The following is a 21,570-nucleotide window of genomic DNA, read 5'->3' as shown; positions in this document are numbered from 1 at the left end:
AAATCGGGGAACCGTGGCTCGATCGAAGGGCGATCGAAAAGGTTAGCGATCATTGGCAGAACCGGCGGGGGTCTCTCGCTGCGTCACAGACCCGTTCAACAGATCCATCGGCCTTTGCGAGGGGGAAACTCCGCAACCCAGAACCGTGGGCGGTCTTCAGTATTCAGAACGTGATTCAGAACGTGAATTGACTTTCAGATGTCGTCAGATTTGAGGGGCGATTTTCAGGTGCGATCGACCCAGCAAATCTGGAGGGATACCAGACATAGCAATCCTGTTAATGCAATTAAATCATTAATGTGTATTGCAGCGATTGCAACTGTCCATTACACCTGGTATGGAAGGGTAACGATTGTAACAAGTTGTTAGGGATTGTTTCCGCAGTTTTGCGCCCTGAGTCCGGGTGGGCTGAGGTGCTTGGGGATCGCTCTGCCGGGTCTGAGAATGGGCTTGGAAACCGATGGCCGGCCGCCGATGTGACCCGATCGCCCCTCTAGGGTTAATCATTCCCAAAATTTCCCGCCCATGGGCAGCTCCGAAGCAACCCAATTCAGGGTTTCCCGAACGATTTGGCGGACGATGGGGCTAAAGGGGGCATTATGCGATCGTTTCCTAACATTACCAAAAAAATAATGCCTGATTTAATGCCTGATTTCGGCTGAATGCCGAACTTACTGTTGAGCCTGATGCGGGATTTGGTTCTGGAATTTGGTTCTGGGATTTGGTTCTGGAATTTGATTTCGGTCTGATTTTGATTTGGCCAAAGCCTGATCGGGTTTCGCTGGTCAGAGGCTGAAGAGTGGATCTAACCAGCGATCGCCCCAATCTAAGGGCTAATCCAAGGCCCGATCTAAGGGCCAAACCGAATCTAAGGGCCAGACCGAAGGGCCCAGCAAGGGCCGATCGGGAGGAATATCTTAGCTCGCTTGATCCTATTCCAAATGGCTCAGAAGCTTGCGATAAAAGGCCTTTGAAAAATCCGTCACCCGCGTTTTTTTATAGTCAATTAACACATCAATTAGAAAGCTAATAAATTCAAAATTAGCCATGGACACTTCGTAGCTTAATTCTGCATTGCCATCAAACTGAATTCGACAGCGGGTTAGGTCGGCCGGCAGGGTGGAAACACGCCAGGTGGCCACAAAGGGAATATCGTCGCCGCCTTCAATGCGACGTTTACCTTCGATCGATCCCTTTTGGTATAGCCCGATCGCAAAGGGCAACACGTTGCGTTTTGCGCCCTGATAGTAGGGCAGATAAACGCCAACGGCTCCCTTAGCAGCCGGTTCTAGTTTGTCCAACGACATGTGGCGTGGCCTCCTGTGGCCCGTGAGAGGATGACGAGACGATGGGGGGTGGTGACAGTATTGGGGCGATCGCGCCGTGGCCGTCAACCATCGGCAATTGCCGTATTTGCCATTATTGCCAAGCCAGACCCCTTCAACAAGGGGCGTTGGGGTCTCAAGAACTCCTCAAAAACTCCTCAAGAATGTCGTAAGAATACCGTTGATTCACCGGGCCCAAACTGCACCAATTGGTAGGATGGATCGCTTGCGTGATTTGGCCGCAAGCGGTCTAATGCTAGGGAAGATTGCCGTTGATTAACCCCAACTCATTACTTGCACCATCTTCCTGAATCATATGACGGAACCACTTCTTGACCGGGATGCTCTCGATCGAACCACGGCGGAATCGGGCGGCCAGTGGGATTGGAGCGGTGGCCTCGAAGGGCGGCGGCGCAAGGCGGCCACCGCTCTCTTCGCCCTCTGGTCCACGGTGGTGATGTTGCACTATGCGGCTTGGGGGCCGGCCTTTGTGTGGGTGGTGACGGTGTTGGCGGGGGCCTATGTGCTGCGGGTGATGGCGGCTCCTCAGGCGGCGGTGACCGCGCGATCGACCGACCAACGCGCGGCGATCGCCCCAGATCTTTCCCGATCGCCGGTTGCTTGGGCGGCGGATGCTTGGCCTTCGGTGGCGGTGTTGGTGTCAGCCAAGGACGAGGAAGCGGTGATTGGGGCGCTGGTGAAACGCCTCTGCGCGATCGACTATCCAGCCGATCGCTACGAAGTTTGGATTATTGACGACGGCAGCAGCGATCGCACGCCCCAGGTTTTGCAACAACTGCAAACGGTTTATCCGCAATTGCGCGTTTTGCGGCGGCCGCCGGGGGCCGGGGGCGGCAAGTCCGGCGCGTTGAATGCGGCCGTGGCCCAGGCTCGGGGCGAAATTCTGGTGGTGTTTGACGCGGATGCTCAAATGCAGCCGGAGCTATTGCGGCAGGTGGTTCCAGTTTTTGCCCGATCGAGCGTTGGCGCGGTGCAGTTGCGCAAGGCGATTGTGCAAGCGGAAGCCCTTGATGTTCATCCCGATCGCGACAACTTTTGGATTCGAGGTCAGCAGGCAGAAATGGCCCTCGACAGCCACCTCCAAGGACAACGGGCCCGCTTGGGTGGCGTGGGTGAGCTGCGGGGCAATGGTGAATTTATTCGGCGTGCTGCCCTCGAACAATGCGGCGGATTCAACGAAGCCACCATTACCGACGACTTGGATTTGGCCGTGCGGCTGCACCTGAACGGTTGGGATATTGAATGCTTGATGTTCCCGGCGGTTTTGGAAGAGGGTGTGACCCGCCTCAAGGCCCTGTGGCATCAGCGGAACCGCTGGGCCGAAGGGGGCTACCAACGCTATCTCGACTATTGGCGGGCGATCGCCGGGAATCGCGGTGGAGCCGCCAAAACCTTGGATTTAGCTGTGTTTTTGCTATTCCAATACCTCGTTCCCCAAATGATTGTGGCTGACTGGGTTGTGGCCGGAATTCGGGGCGATGGGCCCGTGCTGACTCCGCTGGCCACGGCGGGGCTGTTGCTCTCGGCCTTGGGGATGGTGTTAGGGTTGCGTCGAATCGCAGTGGTGACTGAAGTGCCTACCCATTGGGGTGATCGCCTGGTCAGTTGGTTGCGCACCCTCAACAAAACCGCCTTGGGTTTGGTGTATATGCTGCACTGGTTCCCCGTCATTGCCAGCATGGGTTTGCGGATTGCGGTGCGGCCCAAGCAGTTGAAATGGGTGAAAACGGCCCACGCCGGTTCCGGGGAACTGGCGATCGAGCTAGATGATCTCGACTCCGACCATTCCTAGGCAGCGCACTAAGGGCGCACTTAAAGAGGGCATATGCTGGCAAATTGGCGCTTTTGGGTCATGGGTCTGATCGTGGGAATGGTGGCGGGATGTCGTGTGGACTTGAACGGCCCCAATGGCCAAGCAAAACCCCAACAAACCCTGACCGTTTCCGCTGCCGCCAGCTTGCAACCTGCCCTCACCACCCTGCAAGCGGAATATCGCCTGGTGGAACCCACGGTGCAGTTAAGCCTCAATTTCGGTTCCTCCGGCGCGCTCAAGCAGCAAATTTTGCAAGGGGCCCCGGTGGATCTGTTCATTTCAGCCGATACCAAAACCATGGCGGAGTTGGCGGGGTCGGGCCTGGTTGATCCGGCAACCCAACGAGATCTGCTCTCCAATGAGTTGGTCTTGGTGGCCCGGCCCGGGGTTCCCCTGCGCAAGTGGCAAGACGTGGCTCGGCCGGAGGTGAAATTTTTGGCGATCGGGGATCCGGAACGAGTGCCGGTCGGTCGCTATGCCCGCGCCACATTGGTGTCTTTGGATCTTTGGAAAGCCGTGCAACCGAAGTTGGTTTTGGGCCAGGATGCCAGACAGGTGTTGACAGCGGTGGTGACCGGCAATGCGGATGCGGGGGTGGTGTATGCCTCCGATGTGCGTCGATCAACTGAGTCGCCACTGGGTTTGGTGTTGGTGGGAGATGCGCCGCCGGGATCCCATCCGCCCATCACTTACCCGATCGCGGTGATGGCCAAAACGCGCCAACCGGCCGCCGCTCGCCAATTTGCTGACTGGTTGGGGAAACCCACCGCCCGATCGATCTTTGTCCGCTATGGGTTTGTGCCCCTGAGCTTGGGGAGTGCTTCACCCTTGCCGCATCCGGTGGCTGCCCCTGAGCGATCGCCCGCCCACTCATGACCAGCCCCGCCAGTTGGGTGACCCAGTGGGATTGGTCGCCTTGGAGTTTGTCCGTGGGGGCGGCCCTGTGGGCCACCGGGTTGGCCGTGAGCTTGGGCTTGCTGATTGCCTGGGCGATGCTGTCCTGTCGGGAACCCTGGCGCAGTGCGATCGATACGGTGTTAGTGTTGCCGCTGGTGTTGCCGCCAACGGTGGTGGGGTTTGGGCTGTTGGTGTTGTTGGGTCGCCAGGGGCCGATCGGGTTGGCTCTGGAATCGATCGGGGTGTCGGTGGTGTTTTCGCCCCTGGGCACGGTGGTGGCGGCCACGGTGGTGGCCTTTCCCTTGGCCTATCGCACCTTGCTTTCCACCTTTGAGCAATTGGATCCTGACCTGTTGCGGGCGGCCCGCACCTTGGGCCTGAATGGTTGGCAAATTTTTTGGCGGGTGCGGTTGCCCCTGGCGCGATCGGGCTTGGTGGCGGCGGCCTTGCTCGCCTTCGCGCGATCGCTCGGAGAATTTGGGGCCACGGTGATGTTAGCGGGCAACATTCCCGGCCGCACCCAAACGATTCCCAGTGCCATTTTTGCCGCCGTAGAAGCGGGTGACTGGCCCCGGGCCCAACTGTGGGTGTGGTTATCGATCGCGATGGCCCTGCTGGCAATTGTGGGGCTTAATCAAGCGGCCCGTCGCCCTTGGTAGGGGGATTGTTGGGTTCTGAATTCGTTACAGAATGGGTTGCAGAATTCGGTGATTTGATCGGTTCGATGAACTCGATCGGCTCGATCGGCCCCGTCGCTGCGGGTGACCAGATTAACCAACCCGCCGCCACCGCAAAGGAACCCGCCGCCTGACCAGGATGCAGCGGCAACCCCGTGGCACTCAGCAGGGCATTGACAGCCGCAAAACCACCGAAAAAGCACCCAATTCCCAATCCCACGCGATCGGGCATCAGGTCGATCGCCAGCGGAATGCCCCCATTAAATAGCCCCGCCCAGGCCACCATCATCACCAACGCCAGCGGCCAAGTGATGATTTCCAATTGCGGCAGCGTCAGCATTGGCAGCCCCATCCCCAAGGCGATCGCCCCCGCCAACATCACTGATCGATTGCCCCACCGGCCCGCCAACAGCCCCATCACCAACGCCCCGATCGCCACCGTCAGACCCACCCCCAACCCAATCACACTGCCGGGCCATTGGGGCAACTGGCTTTGCAAGGCAGCGGGCACAATCCCAAAAAACAGCCGCAGCCCCCAACCCACGGCCGCCCCCAAACCCAACAGCCGCACCACTTCTCCCCACCGAATCGGCCCAGGACGATGTTGGGCAACGGCGCTGGCTCCCAAGACCCGATCGGGCCCCGCCAATTGCAAGACTCCCGCCGCCGCCACCAGGGCCAACGATCCCAACCCAAAGGCATAGGCCGGGCCCAACTGCAAAACGCGATCGCGAGCCAAGGGAGCCACCGCCCCCACCAAGCCCGCCGACAAAACCAACAAGCTGTTGGCCTGGGGCAGTTGACTGCTCAAGGCGTATTGACCAATGAGGGCGATCGCGGGCGATCGAAACACCGCCATGGCCACCGCCCACAGCACCACCGTCACCATCAACAGGCCTTGAATGATTGCCCCGCGCCCCAACGCCGCCGCCACCATGGCCCCAAACATCAACACCGTCAGCCCCACCCCCGCCACCACTAGGGGATAGCGGCTGCCCACGCGCAACCGCGCCCGATCGCTCAAGCCTCCAATCACTGGCTCCAACACCGCCGCCAGGCCATCTTCCAAAATCAACACCGCCCGATTGACCCCCGGCAACCCCACGGCCGCCAACAACTGGGGTAAATAGAACCGATACAGCACCCAAGCCAGGGAAATGGCTCCTTGCAATCCCGCCAATCCCAACACGGGCCGCCACAGGAGGTTGCGTTCCGGTTGATGTGATTCAGGCTGATTGGATGCCGGTTGATTGGATTCCGGTTGAGCGAACCCAGGCTCTTTTGGCTCGGGATTCGGGACAGGCTCGGGTGATTGGGTCATGGGATGGGGCCAGGGCAAAGACCGATCGCCTCGGGGGCGATCGCGCGGATAGTTCCGGTCTAACCGATCGATTCGGCCCCTGGCGAACCTTTCCGGGCGATCGTCCATATCAGCCCCACATCAGCCCCATATCAGTCCCACAGCAACAAAAATCCTGAATCAATGGATCCTGGATCAATGGACTTAACTGATTCCTCAACGTCGGGGCTGAATTCTGACGCTAATTCGCCGTGGCCGCTCTCAGGGTGTCAATATTGGCTTCCCAATTGCGCCCATCAAAGGGTTCAATCAACACCTGCGACGGATCGGCCAAATCAACTCCATCCAGGCAGCGGGCATTCACGCTATAGCCATCCGGGTGCGATCGGGGCACATAAAACGACTTGATGCCACAGGTGCGACAAAACAAATGCTTGGCCGTGCCCGTGTTGAAGGTGTAGGTGGTTAATGCCGTTTCGCCCTGCAACAGTTGAAAGCGCGATCGGGGAACGAGCAAATGCAAAAATCCCGTTTTGTCGCAAATGGAGCAATTGCAAGACTGCACCTGCAAGGGTGATGGCCCCTGCACCTGAAAGCGCACCGCTCCGCAATGGCAACCGCCCTCATAGGTGACGGCAGAGTCACGGTTGGATTCAGTCTCCGCTGTGGGGTTGGGTTCTTGGGTCATGGCGAATGGTCGATCGAGAAAAAACGGATTGCTAAGGCTTGAATTAGGGCTTGAAGTCTAGGGCTTGAATTGTCGATCGAACGTGGCCCGGTCGATCGGTTGCGGCACTTCCAAGCCCTCGCCTCCCAACACCGTCAAAGGTTGACCTTCCACCAAAATCCAAACCTTCGCAGCGGGATTCAACGTGCTGGCCGTGTAAACAATTTGCCCTAACCGTCCCATCATCGATGCACTGCCGCCGCCGCTGGTGAATTCCGACGACAGGTTCACCCGCACTCCTTCCGGCGCAATCATCACGTCCAGGAGCTTGGTGTTGATGGGAATGGCGCTGCTTAAGTTGTTGTCGGTGGGTTGCCCGGCCAAAACTTGCTCGATCGCCCCGCGCAGCACCTCATCTGGCTCACTGCTGGCCACGGTTTTGGCCGGTTGACCCGCCATCGCAAAATGGGTTCCCGTGTCCTTCAGCCAATAGACCTGGGACTGTTCAGCGATCGGGGCGGTGGCCACAGGGGCAGGAGTTACCTTTGGTGATTGGGGCACGGCGCTGGGGGGCGGCGTAGGGGCAACGCTGGCCGCCACCGAAGGGCTGGGGCTGGGGATGGTTGTTGCGGCGGAAGGGCTGGGGGTTGGGGCCGGGGCCATGGAAGCGTTCCACCAGGCAACGCCGGCCCCCACCGCCACGGCCGTTGAACCAACGGCGGCCACAAGACTGATGGGTAGATTGCGACGGGGACGATCGGACATGGTGACAAAACCTCCTGAGGCGGTGCTAACGCAAGGCCCATAGCCAGCCTGGAACCGCACTGGAAACTGTTAGCGCAATGGCTCTTGAACTCTTGTTCTGGGTGGGGGGATGGAAACCCGGATCATTCGATGGCGGTGATTTGGGGGCGACTTGGGAGTCGGCAATCGGGTTCAGCAGTGGGCGATCGGGCTGTTACGGCCATTCTAGGCCGCTCCTCAAAAGTCGGCGTGAATGCTCCCTTGAAATTAGGCTCCTTGGGCCAGTTCCATCAGGGCCACTTCCCAGGCCAAGCGAGGTTGCACATAGCCCATCAGTTGCTTGCGGAGGGCTTCCAAACGGCGCAGGGTTCGATCTCGCTGGGGCCAAGGCCGATCGCCCTGTTGCCACCAGGTTTGTTGCAAATAGTTCACGAGCCACAGTTGCTGCTCCAGGTCGATCGCCTTATCAAGCTGCCGGGCCAAATCCAGGGCGGCAAAGGCGGACTGGGGCGGTTGGCGCAGGGCCATGAGCAAGTCCTGCGGCAGGGTTTGCAACCGTTGCCAATGGGCGATCGCCTGGCCGGGACAGCCCTGGGCCAAGGCCAACACTTCGGGAGCGTTGCGCAAGTCGCCATGGCCCGCCCGATCGAGCACTTGGAGCAACTCCGAGGGAGCCAACCGGCGAAAGGAAACCCGCGCGCAACGGGAAACCAAGGTGGGCAAAATCGCTTCGGGGCCAGGAGCCAACAGAATGATGGTGGCGCGGCCCGGTTCTTCGAGGGTTTTTAAAAGGGCATTGGCGGCCCCTTCGGCCATGGTTTGGGCCGCTTCAATCACCACAAACGATCGGGGCGCTTCCATGGGTGGCCGGCCGAGGCTGGTGGCCAATTGGCGAATTTGTTCTAGGCGAACTTGGGGCGGTGTTTTCTTTTCCAGACCGCTGGCTTGGGCTTGGCTGATGGAAATCAGTTGTCCCCGATCGAGGTAGGTTGGCTCCAGCCAAATCAGGTCGGGGTGCATTCGCTCGCGTACCCGTCGTCCCAAACTGGCGGCCAATTCCGGGCGATCGGGCGGACAAAGAATCCATTGGCCAAAGCATTCTGCCGCCAGCTTGCGCCCCACCCCATCGGGCCCGGCAAACAGATAGGCCGGCGCAATTCGATCGCGGGCGATCGCCATCGTCAAAAAATCAATGACCGAATCTTGGCCCACCAGGGGCCCAAACCCAGCCCGAATCGTCGCTGGCTCTAGCATCTAACCGGCCTCCATCCCCATGGCCCCTTGTTCTCGTCCTGTGATCTCGGCCGCAATGACCTGCATGAACAACCTGCCTTCCCCTGGCTGTTCGATTAGAACGCGGGCTGCACTGGAACCGGCCACCAACGGGCCAAGCGTTCGGTCAACACCGCTTGGGTTTGGGCAAAGGTGGCGGCCAGGTCTCCATCGGCCGCGATTCGCACCACTCGATCGGGATCCTGAGCAGCCAAGGCTGCAAACCCCGATCGCACCCGTTCATGGAACTCGATCGCGCTGCGTTCTAGGCGATCGGCCGGGCCCCGCCGCGCCGCCCGCCGGGCCAAGCAACAGTTGATCGAGGCATCGAACCACAGGGTTAAGTCACTGGCTAAGCCCGCTGTGGCAATTCGATTCAGGGTTTCAATCAGGATTAAATCCTGCTGGCGGCCAAAACCTTGATAGGCCACGGTGGAGTCCACAAATCGATCGCTCACCACCAATGCCCCGGCGGCCAAGGCCGGTTGCAGCACCTGCGCCACATGCTGGGCCCGATCGGCCGCGTAAAGTAACAGCTCTGTGCGATCGGCTACCTCCCAATCGCCCGACAGGAGCAAATGGCGAATTTGTTGACCCAAGGCCGTACCTCCCGGCTCCCGCGTCACCACCAAGGGGCGATCGCCCAGAATGCCGCTGGCCTTGAGCCAATCCACCGCCTGCTCCAGTTGGGTGGTTTTGCCTGCGCCGTCAATTCCTTCAAAGGTGACCAACCGGCCCGGATTTGTCGGAACTGTCGGTGATAAATCCAGTGGTGACAGACCCGATCGCGGCATGGTGTCCAATCCCATAACAACTGTTTCCGTCCCCATCGCCAGCTTCCCTAAGCAAAACCCTTGGGATCTGGTTCTGTTTTGCTAACGATCCCTTGGTTCCGGGCCCCAAGTCCACAGTCGAGAGCAAAAGCGCTTGGGTATTATAGGGTTGGACGCGGTTCTACGCAGTTTCACGCAATCGAATCTTCATGGCTCGTTATACCTGTCTATTTTCCTTTTCACAGCCGTCAGATCAACTGCTTGGCCAGCTTGAACCCTCGCTGACCGATTGCGGTCTCAACGTCGTCCACAAAACCGTTGATTATCTCCTTGCGCGTGAACGACCGGGCAAAGTGTCCTATTACCGTTTGGTGACGGTGGAATTGGTGATCGATCGCGCCGATGAAGTTCGCAATCGCACTCGCTTAAACCTGATTGTCAAGAATGAAGAGCTGGCCCTTCAGCAAAATAATCATTGTCGGCAAATGTCCGAGCAAATTGGCCAAACCTTACAGGACAGCGGTTTGCTGGAACTGCTGAGTAGTGTCACGGGCTAGGCAATCCGGGCAATCCGGGCGATCGTGCCTTAAGGAGCGAAGGTTGGCGGTTGCGCCAAATCGGCAATTTGTTCTAATTGGAAATTTTCTAGCAAGTCCTCGATCGCCTGGCAGAGGTCGTGATAGTCGGGCGGTAACTCCGTGAGCAGCGTGCGCACCTGATCTTCATCGGCGCTGCGGGCGGCTAAGTCCAACGCCAAGCGCCACTCGATCGGCAGTTCCGCAAACCGATCGCGCAGGTTCAGGCTGGGTTGGCCATCGGGCACTGAATGCGGAGCCACGGGCACGGCGATCGGGCAGATGGGGCCCTGGGGAGCCAGCAGGCCGCGAATCAGATCCAACAGCAGAGGACAGAGCGGGGGCGAATTGGGCAGCAAGGTGCAGTCCAGCTCTTGCAAACAATGGTGATCTTGGGGACTGGGGGCAATGGCCACAATCGCACAGGGACGATGCACCAGGTTCTTGCGCTCGATCGCCCGGATGCGGCGAACCGTGGCCAGCCCTTCCCCGTCCGGTAGCCGCAGATCCACCCACAGCAGTCGCGGTTGCCAGGAAGTCCATTGGCGCAAGGCATCCCACCCGTGATGAACACATTGGCTTTCCAAACCCACCTGCTTCAGATAGTTCACATAGGCCTGGCCCCGATCGCGCAGGGGATCCACAATTAACAAGCGCCCAATCCAGGGTTCGGGCGGCGCAGACTCCAGCAGGGCCAGGGGTTTACGAACCGGTGGCTCCGGATGCGCCAACAGGCCATCCAGGCGGGGCAAGGGCACTTGCAGCCGAAAAATGGTCAGGATGCCCGGACGACTTTCCGCCACCAAAGAACCGCCCATCAGCAGGGCCAGCCGCTGCCCGATCGCCAAGCCCAATCCCGTGCCTTGGCGCAGGCGACGGCCGGCCTTGGCCTGCACAAAGGGTTCAAAGATGTCAGGCATTTCCTCGGGGTGAATGCCTTCTCCGGTGTTGCTAATTTCAAAAACAAGCAGGTCACCTTCGCCTAAATCAACAGAGAGAGTGACTTGGCCGGGCATCCCAACGAATTTGAAGGCGTTATCGAGCAAGTTGGTTAAAATTTGCCGCAACCGCCGGCCATCACCTTTCACCCAATGGGGAATCGTGCCCGCCACGACCATTTGGAAATGGATACGGGCACTGCGCGATCGCATCTCAAAAATTTCATGCAAGTCGTTCAGCAGGGCCAACAGGTCAAAATCGATCGGCTCCAGTTCCAGATGATCCGTTTCCACACGGGCGATCGAGAGCAAATCATCAATCAGTTGCAGCAGGTAGGAACCATTGCGGGCGATCGCGTCCAGATGTTCCAGAGCCGGATCCATGGGGGCGGAAATCAGACCCAAAACGCGCGATCGCAACAGTTGCCCAAATCCCAAGATGGCGTGGAGCGGCGTGCGCAACTCATGGGTCACATTGGCCAAAAAGACCGTCTTGGCACGGTTGGCCTGTTCCGCCGCGTCCCGGGCCGCCGCCAAGTGGTGATTCGCCACCGCCAAGGCCGCCGTCCGCTCCGAAACCTGTCGTTCCAGGTTTTGGTTGTAGCTCACCAACAATTCCTCAGTCACCTTGCGATCGGTGATGTCCTGTAACACCACGATCGCCCCGGTCACGGCCTGCTCACTGTCGAACAGCGGCACGGCCAACACCTCCAAGGGCAGGCGACGGCCGTGGGTTTGCTGCACATCCAGCCGCGTGGGTGCAACGGTTTTTCCCTCCAGGGCCAGGATTCCCGGTAACTGTTGTACGGGAAACGGGGCCTCACTACCGGCCAAGAACAGACGGTGATGCAAGGTTTCGCAGGTGCGCCCCAACGGTTGCAGCCCGATCGGCAGTTGCAAGAGGCCCCCCGCCACGGAATTAACGTACTGCAAGGAACCGTCTTGGCTCAAAACCAACACCCCCATCGGCAGCGACTCCAGCACTTGGGTTAAGTGACTTTTGCTGTCTTGGAGGGCGCTGAAGGACAAACGCAGGGTGGCCGCCATGGCGTTGAAGGTTTGGGCCAAGGCATCAAACTCTTGCACCCCCGTGTTGCTGTCTACGGGCTGAAACTGGATGCGGGCGGCGGCGCGGGTGGCTTGGTTCAGTTGCTCCAGGGGGCGCAAAACCTGCTGCACCGTCCACCACCCAATCCCCATGGCCAACAGCAGCGCCGTGCCGGCCAACAGCAACATAATTTCGGCGGTTTCTTGCACATCGCTCAGAAAGGCCGATTCGGGAACCAACACTGCAATCCACCAATCGGGGGTCGTGGGGTGGTTGCAGCGCTTGAGGTGCAGCAGGTAGCGCTTGCCGTGAAATTGATAGAGCTGGCTGGAGCGATCGGGCAGATAGCGAAATCCCCCGAACCGATCGAGCAGGTAGTAGCCCGCGCTTTGGATGGCGCGATCGGGGAAGCTCTGCAAGGACAAGGGGTGCAGTTGGTTTAGTTCGCCCCGCTGCTCCACCCGATAGGGCAACTGATCGCTGGAGGTGGCTACCACCGTCCCCTCATCGGTGAACACAAAAACCTGGCCCTGAGGCGGTAGGGGAATCGATCGCAGCAATTGCCCCACGGCCATCAGGTTCAAGTTGGCGCTAAACACCCCCAACAACCGGCCGGAGCGATCGTCATACAGCGGCCAGGCATAGTGCATCACCCAATCGGCGCTCCATTGCCAGTTGCGGTTTTGCTGGCGCTGATCCAAGCTGCTCCAGGTGGGCTGGCCAACCCCCACCGCCGCGTTAAACCAAGCCTGGGATTGGGGTTCGCTGGTCCAATAGAGCCGAGGGCGACCGGCTGGATGTCCCCGATCGCTCACGGACCATTGCCAGACACTTTGGTTATGACTTTGACCGTTGGCAAAGCGCCGCCACCCCCCTAACCGTGACACCCCGCGCAAATTCCCCTGGGGGTCGCTATAAACCAACTGGCCCAAGTCGGGAAACTCCCGCAACCGTCGCCAGAGGTATTGTTCGATCGCCCGCCAATCCTCTTGGGGCCATTGCCCCGTCAGAAAATCATTGGTTTGCAGTTGGGCAACGGTGTTGTAGGTACGAAAAAGGTTGGTGAGCTGTAAATTGGCCTGCTGACTGCTCATTTGCAGCAGTTGCTTGGTGTTTTCGGTGGCAACGGTGCGATTGCTGCGGAGGGCTAAGTAGGCGATCGCCCCCACCACCAGCACCAATTGGATCACGAACGGCACAATGATCAGCCACCGCAGGGAGACCGCCCAACCGCCGCCCGCCGAAGGAGCGGTGGTCTGCGATCGAACCTGGGATGGCGACTCGGGGGCGGTTGGTCTCAATCGTGCTCTCCTCTAAGGCCGAGGCGCAAGCAAGGGGGTAATCAGCATTTGAGGCCGAGGCCACCTTGGGTAAGGTCAACTTGGGTAAGTCCAAATTGGGGCCGAAATTGCAGCCAAGGCGATTGATCGATCGCACCCAAACTCAAGCATCGGGGCCTAAACATTCGCCGGGTTGCAGGTGCAGGCCGTTGGCAAAGTCCCAGCCAGCTTGCGGCCGTTTGCCCGCAGGCACCAATTGGCGCAACAGCAAGTAATCTTGCCCAGTGCGCACCACGGGCCCCCATCCCTTGAGAATGCCAACGATCGTTCCGGGTGGCCCCGCGATCGCCTGCCACTGGGCCTGTAAATTCTCCCATTGGGCGGCGAGGGAACCAAAACTCTCGGGTAATTGAGACCAAAATGCTGCACCCAAAGGGGCCGTTTCCAATAGCTTCAGGCCGTTGCCGCGCAACTGGCTGTGGCCGTTGGGGATCATGGCCCGCACTTGGTTATGGATGGCCAAAGCCGAGTGCGACCAGTCGATCGCCCATTCCTCTTTTTTGATTGGGGGGGCGTGGGTGGCTCCGGCCGGTTGGGCTTGGGGTTGCAGCGACCCATCGGCCAAACCGTGCAGGGTGGGGGGCAACAGATCCGCCGCGATCGCCGCCAGTCGTTCCGCCAAGCTTTGGGCGTTGTCGAGGAGGTTGATCGGGGTGTCGCCCCGCAGCAACATGGGGCCCGTGTCCATCCCTTCATCCATCAGCATGGTGACAATGCCCGTGAGGCGATCGCCCGCTTGCAAGCACCGCTGAATCGGGGCCGCGCCGCGATAGGCCGGCAGGATGGAGCCATGGCCATTGATGCAACCCAACCGGGGCATGGCCAACATTTCCGCCGACAGCAGTTGTCCATAGGCCACCACCACAAAGGCATCGGCTTGGGTGGCACGCAGGCGATCGAGGGTTTCGGGATCTTTTTTGACCCGATCGGGCTGCCAAACCGGGATGCCCGCCGCCAGGGCCAGTTGCTTCACCGGAGAAGGAATCAGGTCGCTGCCCCGTCCCCGCCGTCGATCGGGTTGGGTCACCACGGCCAGGACTTCAAAATCTGGCTCATTGATCAGGCGCTGCAAACTGGGAACCGCAAAGGTGGGAGTACCGAAAAAGACAAGCCGCATGGTGATAGGAAAAACAAAACGGTCGGAGGGGCGATCGATCCTGAACCCAACGCAAGCCAAACACCGTGACCAGCGGGCCGATCAGGGATGCTGATCGGGGGTGCCGATCAGGGGTTCAGCAACGGTTCAATCACAATTTCAATTCGTCGATTGCGTTGCTGGCTGGCGGGATCCGGGTCAGGCGTGAGGGGCCGACTGGCTCCGAAGCCGGCCGTAACCCAACGGTAGGGGCCCGTGAGCCGATCGGCCAGGTATTGACCCACGGCCTTGGCCCGGCGCAGGGTTAATTCTCGGTTGGCCACCGGATCCCCGATCGCGTCGCTGTGGCCGGCAATGCGCACGGTTGCGCCTGGGTAGTTTTGCAAGTCGGCGGCAATGGTATCCAGAATGGCTCCGGCTGCCGGTTGCAGGTTGCTGTGATTGTCCTGAAACAACAAATCCGTCGGGAGAGCGATGGTGAGGCGGCCGGCGGTTTGGGTGGGGGTGGTTTGGGTCGGGACGCTCTGGGTAGGAGATGACGGGCTGCGGGGATTGGCTCCCGTGCTGTTCAGGGCTTGGGCGATCGCCTGCACCCGTTGCTCGATCGGCCCCGTGGGATTGCGATTGCCCAACTCCCCTTCAATGGCCGTGGCCTCCCCAATCAGGGCGTTCAGATCCGCTTCGAGGGCTTGCAGTTGGGTTTGCAGGGCCTTGCGTCGATCGGGGCTGAGGGGGGCGGCTGGAACCGGCGATGCACTCAGGGTTGGGCTGGGGCTGGGAATGGGGACTGTGGGTAAGGTGAGCGGGCCGGGCGAGCGGGGCCAACGGGTTAACCATTGATCCAACTGGCGCAGGGCCAATTCCAGCGGTGGGGTGCTGGTGATCGTTCCCGGAACCCAGCGAGCGGCAGCTACCCCGCCCAAAACCCCTGCAATCCCCAGTCCCAACAGCAGGGCCAGCCGCAACAGGGTGATAAGCCAACCCCAAGGGCCCGGCCGGCGCGATCGAGCCGGAGGACGACCGGGCCGGCGCGATCGGTTCCGATTGGGTTGGGGATCTGGGGTGGGCGGTAGTTCAAACGGCGATTGCAAAACTCAAAACGTCCTATGGCTTGACCTTGAGGTTGACCGGGAGATGAACCAGACGGGACTGTTTCCATTCTAGGCTGGTTCTTTGCTGGGCCTAGCGCCCGAGCTTGTTTTCAATCCCTTCGCAGCCGCCGGGAATTGTGCCGCGTGTGCGTTCCCCGCCCCACATGCAGCAATAGACCCGATCGGCCTCGGAAAGATCAACCACGCCGCTCAAGTCGGCATTTTCAATCACGGCTCCTGTGCCTTCGCCGGTTTGGTAGTTGGCTTCGTCGTCCTCGCGCGATCGGGGCGTGGTGGTTTCCAAGTTGCCATAGAACAGCCTGACTCCCTTCAAGTCGGCTCCCCGCAAATTGGCCTCAAATAGAATCGTGCGGCTGAGGTTGGCCCGGGTTAAGTTGCAACCGCTGAGGTCGGCTCGCACCAGGTTCGTTTCCCCCAGGTCAACCCACCGCAGATCCGTGCCTTGAAGGTCGGCCCCCGCCAACATCACGCCCAGGTCAATGACCCGCACGCCCCGGGCCCGATCTTCTTCATAGCCGCCGGAACCGTCCAAGATGGGCCGACCCAGCAGGCGATCGCGCTTGAGGGGCGTAACCAGCTTGGCTTGGGACAAAAAGCGCACAATTTTGGCCTTGCCCTCCGCATCCACACTGCCCAGGATGGCGGCGGTGCGGCCTTCCGCGATCGCCCGTTCTTGGGGCCAATCTTCCAAAAAACCCTGCTCATCCAAGGCCAAGTCGGACACGCCTTGGAAATAGGCATCGATGGTTTGCTGTTGGGTAATCCGGTTTTGCTGAATGGTTAAATCCCGCGAGAGCACGTATTGTTGCCAGGCCACATAGACCGCCAACACGGCGATCGCAATTTGGCCCAAGGCTCCCAGGGCTTCACTGATGGCTCCCACCGCATCCCAATTGATGCTGAGGCGGGTTCCCTGTTCCCCTTGCGATCGCTCCGTGCCCCACAACAGCAGCAACCCAAAGACCCCAATGATCGACCCCAAGGCCCCCGCGATCGGCACGCGCCAGGAGACGGGGATCAGTTGAGTCCAGAGCTGGCTGCGGAACGGCGTGAGCAACCACAGACCCGTGCCCAAGGCTCCCAAGCCACCCATTAACCCCAGCCAGAGATTGCCGGAAATTAGCCCCATGGCTAACAGGGCGATCGTGGTGGGGACAACCACCGTGGTCAGGGTGCGGGATAGGGGTGAGGCAATGCGATCGACCAGCATCGATCGACCACCCGTCCCGATTCCCCCCTCCGATTTTTCAACAGATAAGCTCATGCCACGGCTCCTTGCTCGACATCCTACGCTATATCGATATATCGATTGAAATGTAAGGATTGAAATGTAAGGTTATGGCTGAAAAGCCTGAAAAGGCTGATTGGTATTGTTTCTATCCAACGCCTGAGCAAGAGTTACGGACGCAAGCTTGGTACGAGCGACAAGAGCGCATGGAATACGCTCAAACATTTTCCATGTTGGCTGAACTCTGCAATTTCCAAAATGCCAAGGGCCAATCATGGCCCCAAAACTTCTTTAAAACGGTAGCAATTGATTTTGACGCAGGCTACAGTTCCCTGAGAGACTAGACCATTAACGCCAGCCACGAGCTTGTAGCGCTGCCGACCGGCAACCTTGGCAACGCCTGATCTGGCAGTCATCCCTAATGTGAACTTCCGAGAAACATGAAACTAGCGGCGCGGGTCGGACAAGTCACCCCCTCCATCACGCTCGCCATCACTGCCAAGGCGAAGGCCATGAAAGCGAGCGGCCTGGATGTCTGTAGCTTCAGCGCCGGGGAGCCAGACTTCCCCACTCCGGCCCATGTGGTGGCGGCAGCCCAAAAGGCTTTGGATGAAGGTAAAACTCGCTATGGCCCGGCGGCTGGGGAACCGGCCCTGCGCCAGGCGATCGCCCAGAAGTTGAACCGTGATAACCGATTGCCCTATGAACCGGAGCAGGTGATTGTCACCAACGGGGGCAAACATGCCCTCTACGGTTTGATGATGGCGATGATTGAGGCGGGCGATGAGGTGATTATTCCCGCGCCCTACTGGCTCAGCTATCCGGAGATGGTGGTGCTGGCGGGGGGCAAGCCGGTGATTGTGCCCACCACCGAGGAGACGGGCTACAAGATTATGCCGGAACAGTTGCGATCGGTGATTACGCCGCGCACCAAGCTGCTGGTGATGAATTCGCCATCAAACCCCACGGGCAAGGTTTACAGCCCCGACGAAATTCGGGCGATCGCCCAGGTGGTGATCGAAGCGGATATTGCGGTGGTGTCCGATGAAATTTACGAAAAAATTCTCTACGACGGGGCCGAGCACCTGAGCATTGCGGCCGTGGAGGGCATGTTCGATCGCACCCTGGTTTGTAACGGGTTCGCCAAGGCCTATTCCATGACCGGCTGGCGGGTGGGCTACCTGGCGGGGCCCCATGCCCTCATTAACGCCGTGGCCACCATTCAGGGCCATGCCACTTCCAATGTTTGTACCTTCGCCCAGTTTGGGGCAGTGGCGGCCCTGGAAGAGTCCCAAGACTGCGTGGTGGAAATGTTGGCGGCCTTCACGAAACGGCGATCGGTGATGTTGGAACGGATTCGGGCCTTGCCGGGGATCACCTGCTCAGAGCCGGAAGGTGCGTTTTATCTGTTCCCGAATATTGCGCAGTTGGGCCTCGGGTCGATCGAGTTTTGCCAGCGCCTCCTGGAGGAGTTCCAAGTGGCCACGATTCCCGGCTTGCCCTTTGGCTCAGATGCCAACTTCCGCCTGTCCTATGCCACGGATCTGGATACGATTTTGCGGGGTATGGATCGACTGGATAAATTTGTGGCTTCTTTGCAGTAGGCGGCCATCAGCGTTCAATCAGGGCGCTGAATCTTCGGTCATAGCTTGATTGGGGGATTCAGTGCCGGGGGGAATCAATGGCTGAGTGTCTGGCTGTCTGGGCTGCTGGATGTTTGACGGTTGCTTGAGATGGGTTGATCGCGTGATTCACCGTTTCAGGATTAATCAACAGTTCAGTTTCCGAACACCATTCAGTTTCCGAACAGCTATGAACCGCACCACCAATCCTTTGCAAATTTGGCAGTTGGCGACCCCTAAAGACCGGCGAGAGTTTGCCATGGGGCTATTGGTGGCTTTGTCTTTGGGGGTGGGCTTTGGGTTTGGTGCTGAAAATTTCTATGTGGGTCTTTTAACCGGTTTGGTGGTGATGACCATTCAGCAGCAACAGTTGGCCACGACGGTGCTGTTGCGGGAACTGGGCAAGTTGCGGGAGCTGGTGGATCGATCGGGCGATCGGGCTGAGGATGGGCCCGCCTGAGGTTTTGTGGATCCTGAACGGGCGATCGAACCCAGGATCGTGGATTCTGCGGATCGATCCTAGGGGCCAAACAGGTTCGAGAATGGATCTTCAAAAATGCCGGTTTCTGTCCCCAACAGGGCCGGCGGAATGGGCGGCAAGGTGCTGGGAATGGGCGGCGGGCCCACGGGCGTGGCAGCGGGCCCCGGCGCGGGCGCACCAACGACGGGACTGGGTGCGGGCGCAGGGGAAGCGGCGGCCTGGAGATTTTCCGGGAAGAAGGTCGATCGGGCGCGGCTGTTGCCCCCGGATTGCAGGAAGATTGCGCCGTCTTTCATGGAACCCACGCCGTAGTTACCCCGGGAAATGAGGAAGGGGTTGGCCTGTTGATAAAACACATTGCCAAAGGCTTGGAGTTGCTGATCGCGCATAGACCAAATCAGCCGATCGCTGCTGAGGTTGGCGCTGCGGAGGCGGGACACACCGCGCACATTGCCCAACATTTCGGCATTTTGGTTTTTGAGATCCATGAATCCCCGATCGGCGTTTAACACCACCTGCTGTTGTCGTTCGTAGACCGTCACAGGGCGATCGGCCGTCAGGGACTGGGCTTGGAATTGCCAAATCAGGGAATCGCTGGCCACGTCTACCCCAGGATTGCCGGTGCTGACTTGGGCTTGGTTACGCAAAAAGGCAACGCGATCCTTCAAGCTCACATCTACCAAGTTGCCCACGGCCCGATCGGAAATGACACAGCGACCGCCCGCACAGTTAAACCGCTCGATGATGGTGCGGGTGTCGCTGCTAACCAGTTGTGGTTTTTGTTGCCACACCACCCGCTGGGATTGCACACGCACGGCGGGATCCTGGCGCACCCCCACCACGTTGCCGATCGCCTGGGCCACTTGGTCTTTCATTTGCCAAATGATTCGATCGGCCCGCAGTTGCATCGGTGGGTTTTGGCCGGTGGCAACGGCCTTGCCCTCTGCCTGGGCCACTTGGTCTTTCATTTGCCACAACACCCGATCGGCCGTCAGCCGGTTGGCTCCCTTGTTCTGGACGGCGACCACATTCCCGATCGCCTCGCTGACCTGTTTTTTGCGTTGCCAAACCAGTCGATCGGTCGTCAGCTTCATCTCGGGCTTGCTGCCGGTGGCCACCACCTTCCCGATCGCCTGTAGCTCATCGGCCTTCATTTGCCAAATCAGCCGATCGCTGTCCAACTTCATCTGGCGATCTTTGGAGACCAGCTTCACCGCCTGCACCATCTCTACCCGGCGATCGCGACTAAACGCCACCGCCTCCTGGGATTGGATCTTGGCTTGGGGATGATTCAGCGTTACTCCGCCCTTCATTTGCAGTTGGAACTTTGCGGGTTCCCAAGTGGCAGAACCGCCTTGGAATTCCATCTTTTCCCGCAAATCCTTGGCGCGTAAGTTGCCGGAAACCTTCAAAACTTGCCCGTTTTGTTCCACTTCCCCCTGTTTGGCCGTGATCTCATAGACCACCTTGCCATCCTGGAACAGCTTGCCCTTCACGTCTGACAATTTGGCCAGCTTGCGATCGCGAGAATAGCGTGCCTGGTTGGCCCGCACTTCCCACAACACCTGCCCCTGCTTGTCCGCTCGGTTCAGGGTCAAGTTATCAAACACCAAGTCTCCTTGGAAATCCTCTGCGGCCTTCGTGTCGGCGGCAATTCGTTCCTCCCCTCGGTTGCGATTGCCACAGGCCGTGCTCAGGCCGGCAATCAGTGCAAGGGCGACCAGTCCCCGAATAGCGCGAGTTGGAAAGCTCATAGGTGCAGCAGCGGTTGATCCTGAGTCTGATCTTGGGTTGGCCCCTAGGTTGGATTCTGGGTTGGATCCGGCTGAATTCGTTGGGGTTGAATTCGGCTCGATCGTGGCCGAGGGGGCTAGCCCATGGGCGATCGCTGGGGATCGAAAAACCGCGATCGTCAACCGCAATTCTAAAGGCGAACGGGCAGGGACGGGATTGCCAAGGTCAGTTTCTTGCGGGGCTGGGCCCCAGCGGGCTGCCATGCGTATCGCAACTGAGGGTTGCAATGGGGCGCAAGCTTAGCTCTCTCTCTCTAAACGCTCTTCATCCGCATGCGGTAAGGGATGGTAGGTGTAGCCTTGGCGGGGGCTTTTTTTGATGTCGTCCTTGATGGCATCCAAATCAATATAGCGATCGGCCACGTTGATTAAATTGTCGCTGGTCATCGATCGCAAGCTGACCACTTCCACCCGGGCCCCGCGATAGCTAACCGCATCCACCGCATAGGCTAAATCCCCATCGCCACTGACCAAAATGGCCGTGTCATAGGAACCCACCAGCGCCATCATGTCCACGGCGATTTCCACATCGAGGTTGGCCTTTTTAGACCCATCGGGGAGTTGCACCAAGTCCTTGGCCACCACCCGATAACCATTGCGCCGCATCCACAACAAAAAGCCCTGTTGCTTTTCATTGGTGCGATCGACCCCGGTGTAAAAGAACGATCGCAACAGCCGCGATCCGGCGGTCAGGCGGCAAAGCAGTTTGGTGTAGTCGATTTGGTAGTGAATCAGATTAATGTGGGATAGGTAGCAATGTCATGCCAAGTCCATGCCCTAGTCGCTAATCCCGCTCGTTCAGCAGCCGTGGTTTTGAAACGACTATGCTGCCAAATCCAGTTGAAATA

The 21,570-nt window shown here is 59.2% G+C and carries 18 protein-coding genes and 2 pseudogenes; 7 read left to right on the top strand and 13 right to left on the bottom strand.

Annotated features, from left to right (window positions below; translation table 11 throughout):
- Window positions 1-932 precede the first annotated feature (932 nt).
- On the bottom strand, window positions 933-1,307 hold the full coding sequence (ebsA, locus tag H6G52_RS15440) for a type IV pilus biogenesis protein EbsA (protein ID WP_099533831.1): 375 nt from the start codon (window positions 1,305-1,307) through the stop codon (window positions 933-935).
- Window positions 1,308-1,641: 334 nt separating this feature from the next.
- On the opposite strand from ebsA, the gene H6G52_RS15435 reads away from it, so the two are divergent.
- The 3 genes from H6G52_RS15435 to modB are packed head-to-tail and all read left to right on the top strand — an operon-like array spanning window position 1,642 to window position 4,715.
- Window positions 1,642-3,138 carry a glycosyltransferase family 2 protein gene (locus H6G52_RS15435; protein WP_190529490.1) on the top strand — a complete coding sequence of 499 codons (1,497 nt, stop codon included), beginning with the start codon at window positions 1,642-1,644 and terminating at the stop codon, window positions 3,136-3,138.
- A gap of 60 nt (window positions 3,139-3,198) precedes the next feature.
- Window positions 3,199-4,035, top strand: coding sequence for a molybdate ABC transporter substrate-binding protein (modA, locus tag H6G52_RS15430; RefSeq protein ID WP_190529488.1), 837 nt, complete (start codon window positions 3,199-3,201; stop codon window positions 4,033-4,035).
- Window positions 4,032-4,715, top strand: a complete 684-nt coding sequence (gene modB / locus H6G52_RS15425; RefSeq protein ID WP_190529486.1) for a molybdate ABC transporter permease subunit — start codon at window positions 4,032-4,034, stop codon at window positions 4,713-4,715. Before modA ends, modB begins: the two co-directional genes overlap by 4 nt.
- On the opposite strand, the gene H6G52_RS15420 is transcribed toward modB, so the two are convergent.
- The 5 genes from H6G52_RS15420 to tmk form a co-directional block, all read right to left on the bottom strand.
- The gene (locus tag H6G52_RS15420) at window positions 4,687-6,162 is read right to left on the bottom strand and encodes an MFS transporter (RefSeq protein WP_190529484.1); all 1,476 of its coding nucleotides are present in this window, start codon (window positions 6,160-6,162) and stop codon (window positions 4,687-4,689) included. The genes modB and H6G52_RS15420 overlap by 29 nt on opposite strands.
- 112 nt (window positions 6,163-6,274) lie before the next feature.
- Entirely contained in the window at window positions 6,275-6,721 is a 447-nt protein-coding gene (locus H6G52_RS15415; protein WP_099532875.1) for a GFA family protein, read from the bottom strand.
- A 57-nt stretch (window positions 6,722-6,778) separates the two neighbouring features.
- On the bottom strand, window positions 6,779-7,465 hold the full coding sequence (locus H6G52_RS15410) for a GerMN domain-containing protein (RefSeq protein ID WP_190529482.1): 687 nt from the start codon (window positions 7,463-7,465) through the stop codon (window positions 6,779-6,781).
- 246 nt (window positions 7,466-7,711) lie between these two features.
- Window positions 7,712-8,698: a DNA polymerase III subunit delta' gene (locus H6G52_RS15405; RefSeq protein ID WP_190529480.1), complete on the bottom strand. Its 987-nt coding sequence runs from the start codon at window positions 8,696-8,698 to the stop codon at window positions 7,712-7,714.
- A gap of 95 nt (window positions 8,699-8,793) precedes the next feature.
- Window positions 8,794-9,546, bottom strand: a complete 753-nt coding sequence (gene tmk, locus H6G52_RS15400) for a dTMP kinase (protein ID WP_242026428.1) — start codon at window positions 9,544-9,546, stop codon at window positions 8,794-8,796.
- Between the two features lie 152 nt (window positions 9,547-9,698).
- On the opposite strand from tmk, the gene H6G52_RS15395 reads away from it, so the two are divergent.
- Window positions 9,699-10,046: a hypothetical protein gene (locus tag H6G52_RS15395; protein ID WP_190355827.1), complete on the top strand. Its 348-nt coding sequence runs from the start codon at window positions 9,699-9,701 to the stop codon at window positions 10,044-10,046.
- 29 nt (window positions 10,047-10,075) lie between these two features.
- Here the strand turns inward: H6G52_RS15395 and H6G52_RS15390 are convergent, their stop codons facing one another.
- The 4 genes from H6G52_RS15390 to H6G52_RS15375 form a co-directional block, all read right to left on the bottom strand.
- Window positions 10,076-13,351: an ATP-binding protein gene (locus H6G52_RS15390; RefSeq protein ID WP_190529478.1), complete on the bottom strand. Its 3,276-nt coding sequence runs from the start codon at window positions 13,349-13,351 to the stop codon at window positions 10,076-10,078.
- A 142-nt stretch (window positions 13,352-13,493) separates the two neighbouring features.
- Window positions 13,494-14,507 carry a methionyl-tRNA formyltransferase gene (gene fmt, locus H6G52_RS15385; protein WP_190529476.1) on the bottom strand — a complete coding sequence of 338 codons (1,014 nt, stop codon included), beginning with the start codon at window positions 14,505-14,507 and terminating at the stop codon, window positions 13,494-13,496.
- Between the two features lie 107 nt (window positions 14,508-14,614).
- A complete protein-coding gene (locus H6G52_RS15380; RefSeq protein WP_190529474.1) occupies window positions 14,615-15,577 on the bottom strand; it encodes an OmpA family protein in 963 nt (320 codons plus the stop codon).
- A gap of 91 nt (window positions 15,578-15,668) precedes the next feature.
- Window positions 15,669-16,808 (bottom strand): pentapeptide repeat-containing protein, encoded by a 1,140-nt coding sequence (locus H6G52_RS15375; protein WP_370567183.1) that lies wholly within the window; start codon window positions 16,806-16,808, stop codon window positions 15,669-15,671.
- A gap of 128 nt (window positions 16,809-16,936) precedes the next feature.
- On the opposite strand from H6G52_RS15375, the gene H6G52_RS15370 reads away from it, so the two are divergent.
- From H6G52_RS15370 to H6G52_RS15360, 3 genes are all read left to right on the top strand, one after another.
- On the top strand, window positions 16,937-17,170 hold the full coding sequence (locus tag H6G52_RS15370; protein ID WP_190529538.1) for a hypothetical protein: 234 nt from the start codon (window positions 16,937-16,939) through the stop codon (window positions 17,168-17,170).
- A 96-nt stretch (window positions 17,171-17,266) separates the two neighbouring features.
- Complete coding sequence (locus H6G52_RS15365) at window positions 17,267-18,430, top strand: pyridoxal phosphate-dependent aminotransferase (protein ID WP_190529472.1); 1,164 nt, start codon at window positions 17,267-17,269, stop codon at window positions 18,428-18,430.
- 208 nt (window positions 18,431-18,638) lie between these two features.
- Complete coding sequence (locus H6G52_RS15360) at window positions 18,639-18,908, top strand: hypothetical protein (protein ID WP_190529470.1); 270 nt, start codon at window positions 18,639-18,641, stop codon at window positions 18,906-18,908.
- Between the two features lie 59 nt (window positions 18,909-18,967).
- Here the strand turns inward: H6G52_RS15360 and lptC are convergent, their stop codons facing one another.
- From lptC to H6G52_RS15345, 3 genes and pseudogenes are all read right to left on the bottom strand, one after another.
- Entirely contained in the window at window positions 18,968-20,683 is a 1,716-nt protein-coding gene (gene lptC / locus H6G52_RS15355; protein WP_158234545.1) for an LPS export ABC transporter periplasmic protein LptC, read from the bottom strand.
- Between the two features lie 279 nt (window positions 20,684-20,962).
- Window positions 20,963-21,445 (bottom strand): annotated as a pseudogene (locus H6G52_RS15350) (NYN domain-containing protein); the annotation flags it as partial.
- Window positions 21,446-21,453: 8 nt separating this feature from the next.
- Window positions 21,454-21,570, bottom strand: a pseudogene (locus tag H6G52_RS15345) (IS1 family transposase); the annotation flags it as partial.

This window comes from Limnothrix sp. FACHB-881 (assembly GCF_014698135.1).
Lineage (GTDB): Bacteria > Cyanobacteriota > Cyanobacteriia > CACIAM-69d > CACIAM-69d > CACIAM-69d.
This window is presented reverse-complemented; position numbering and strand designations above follow the sequence as displayed.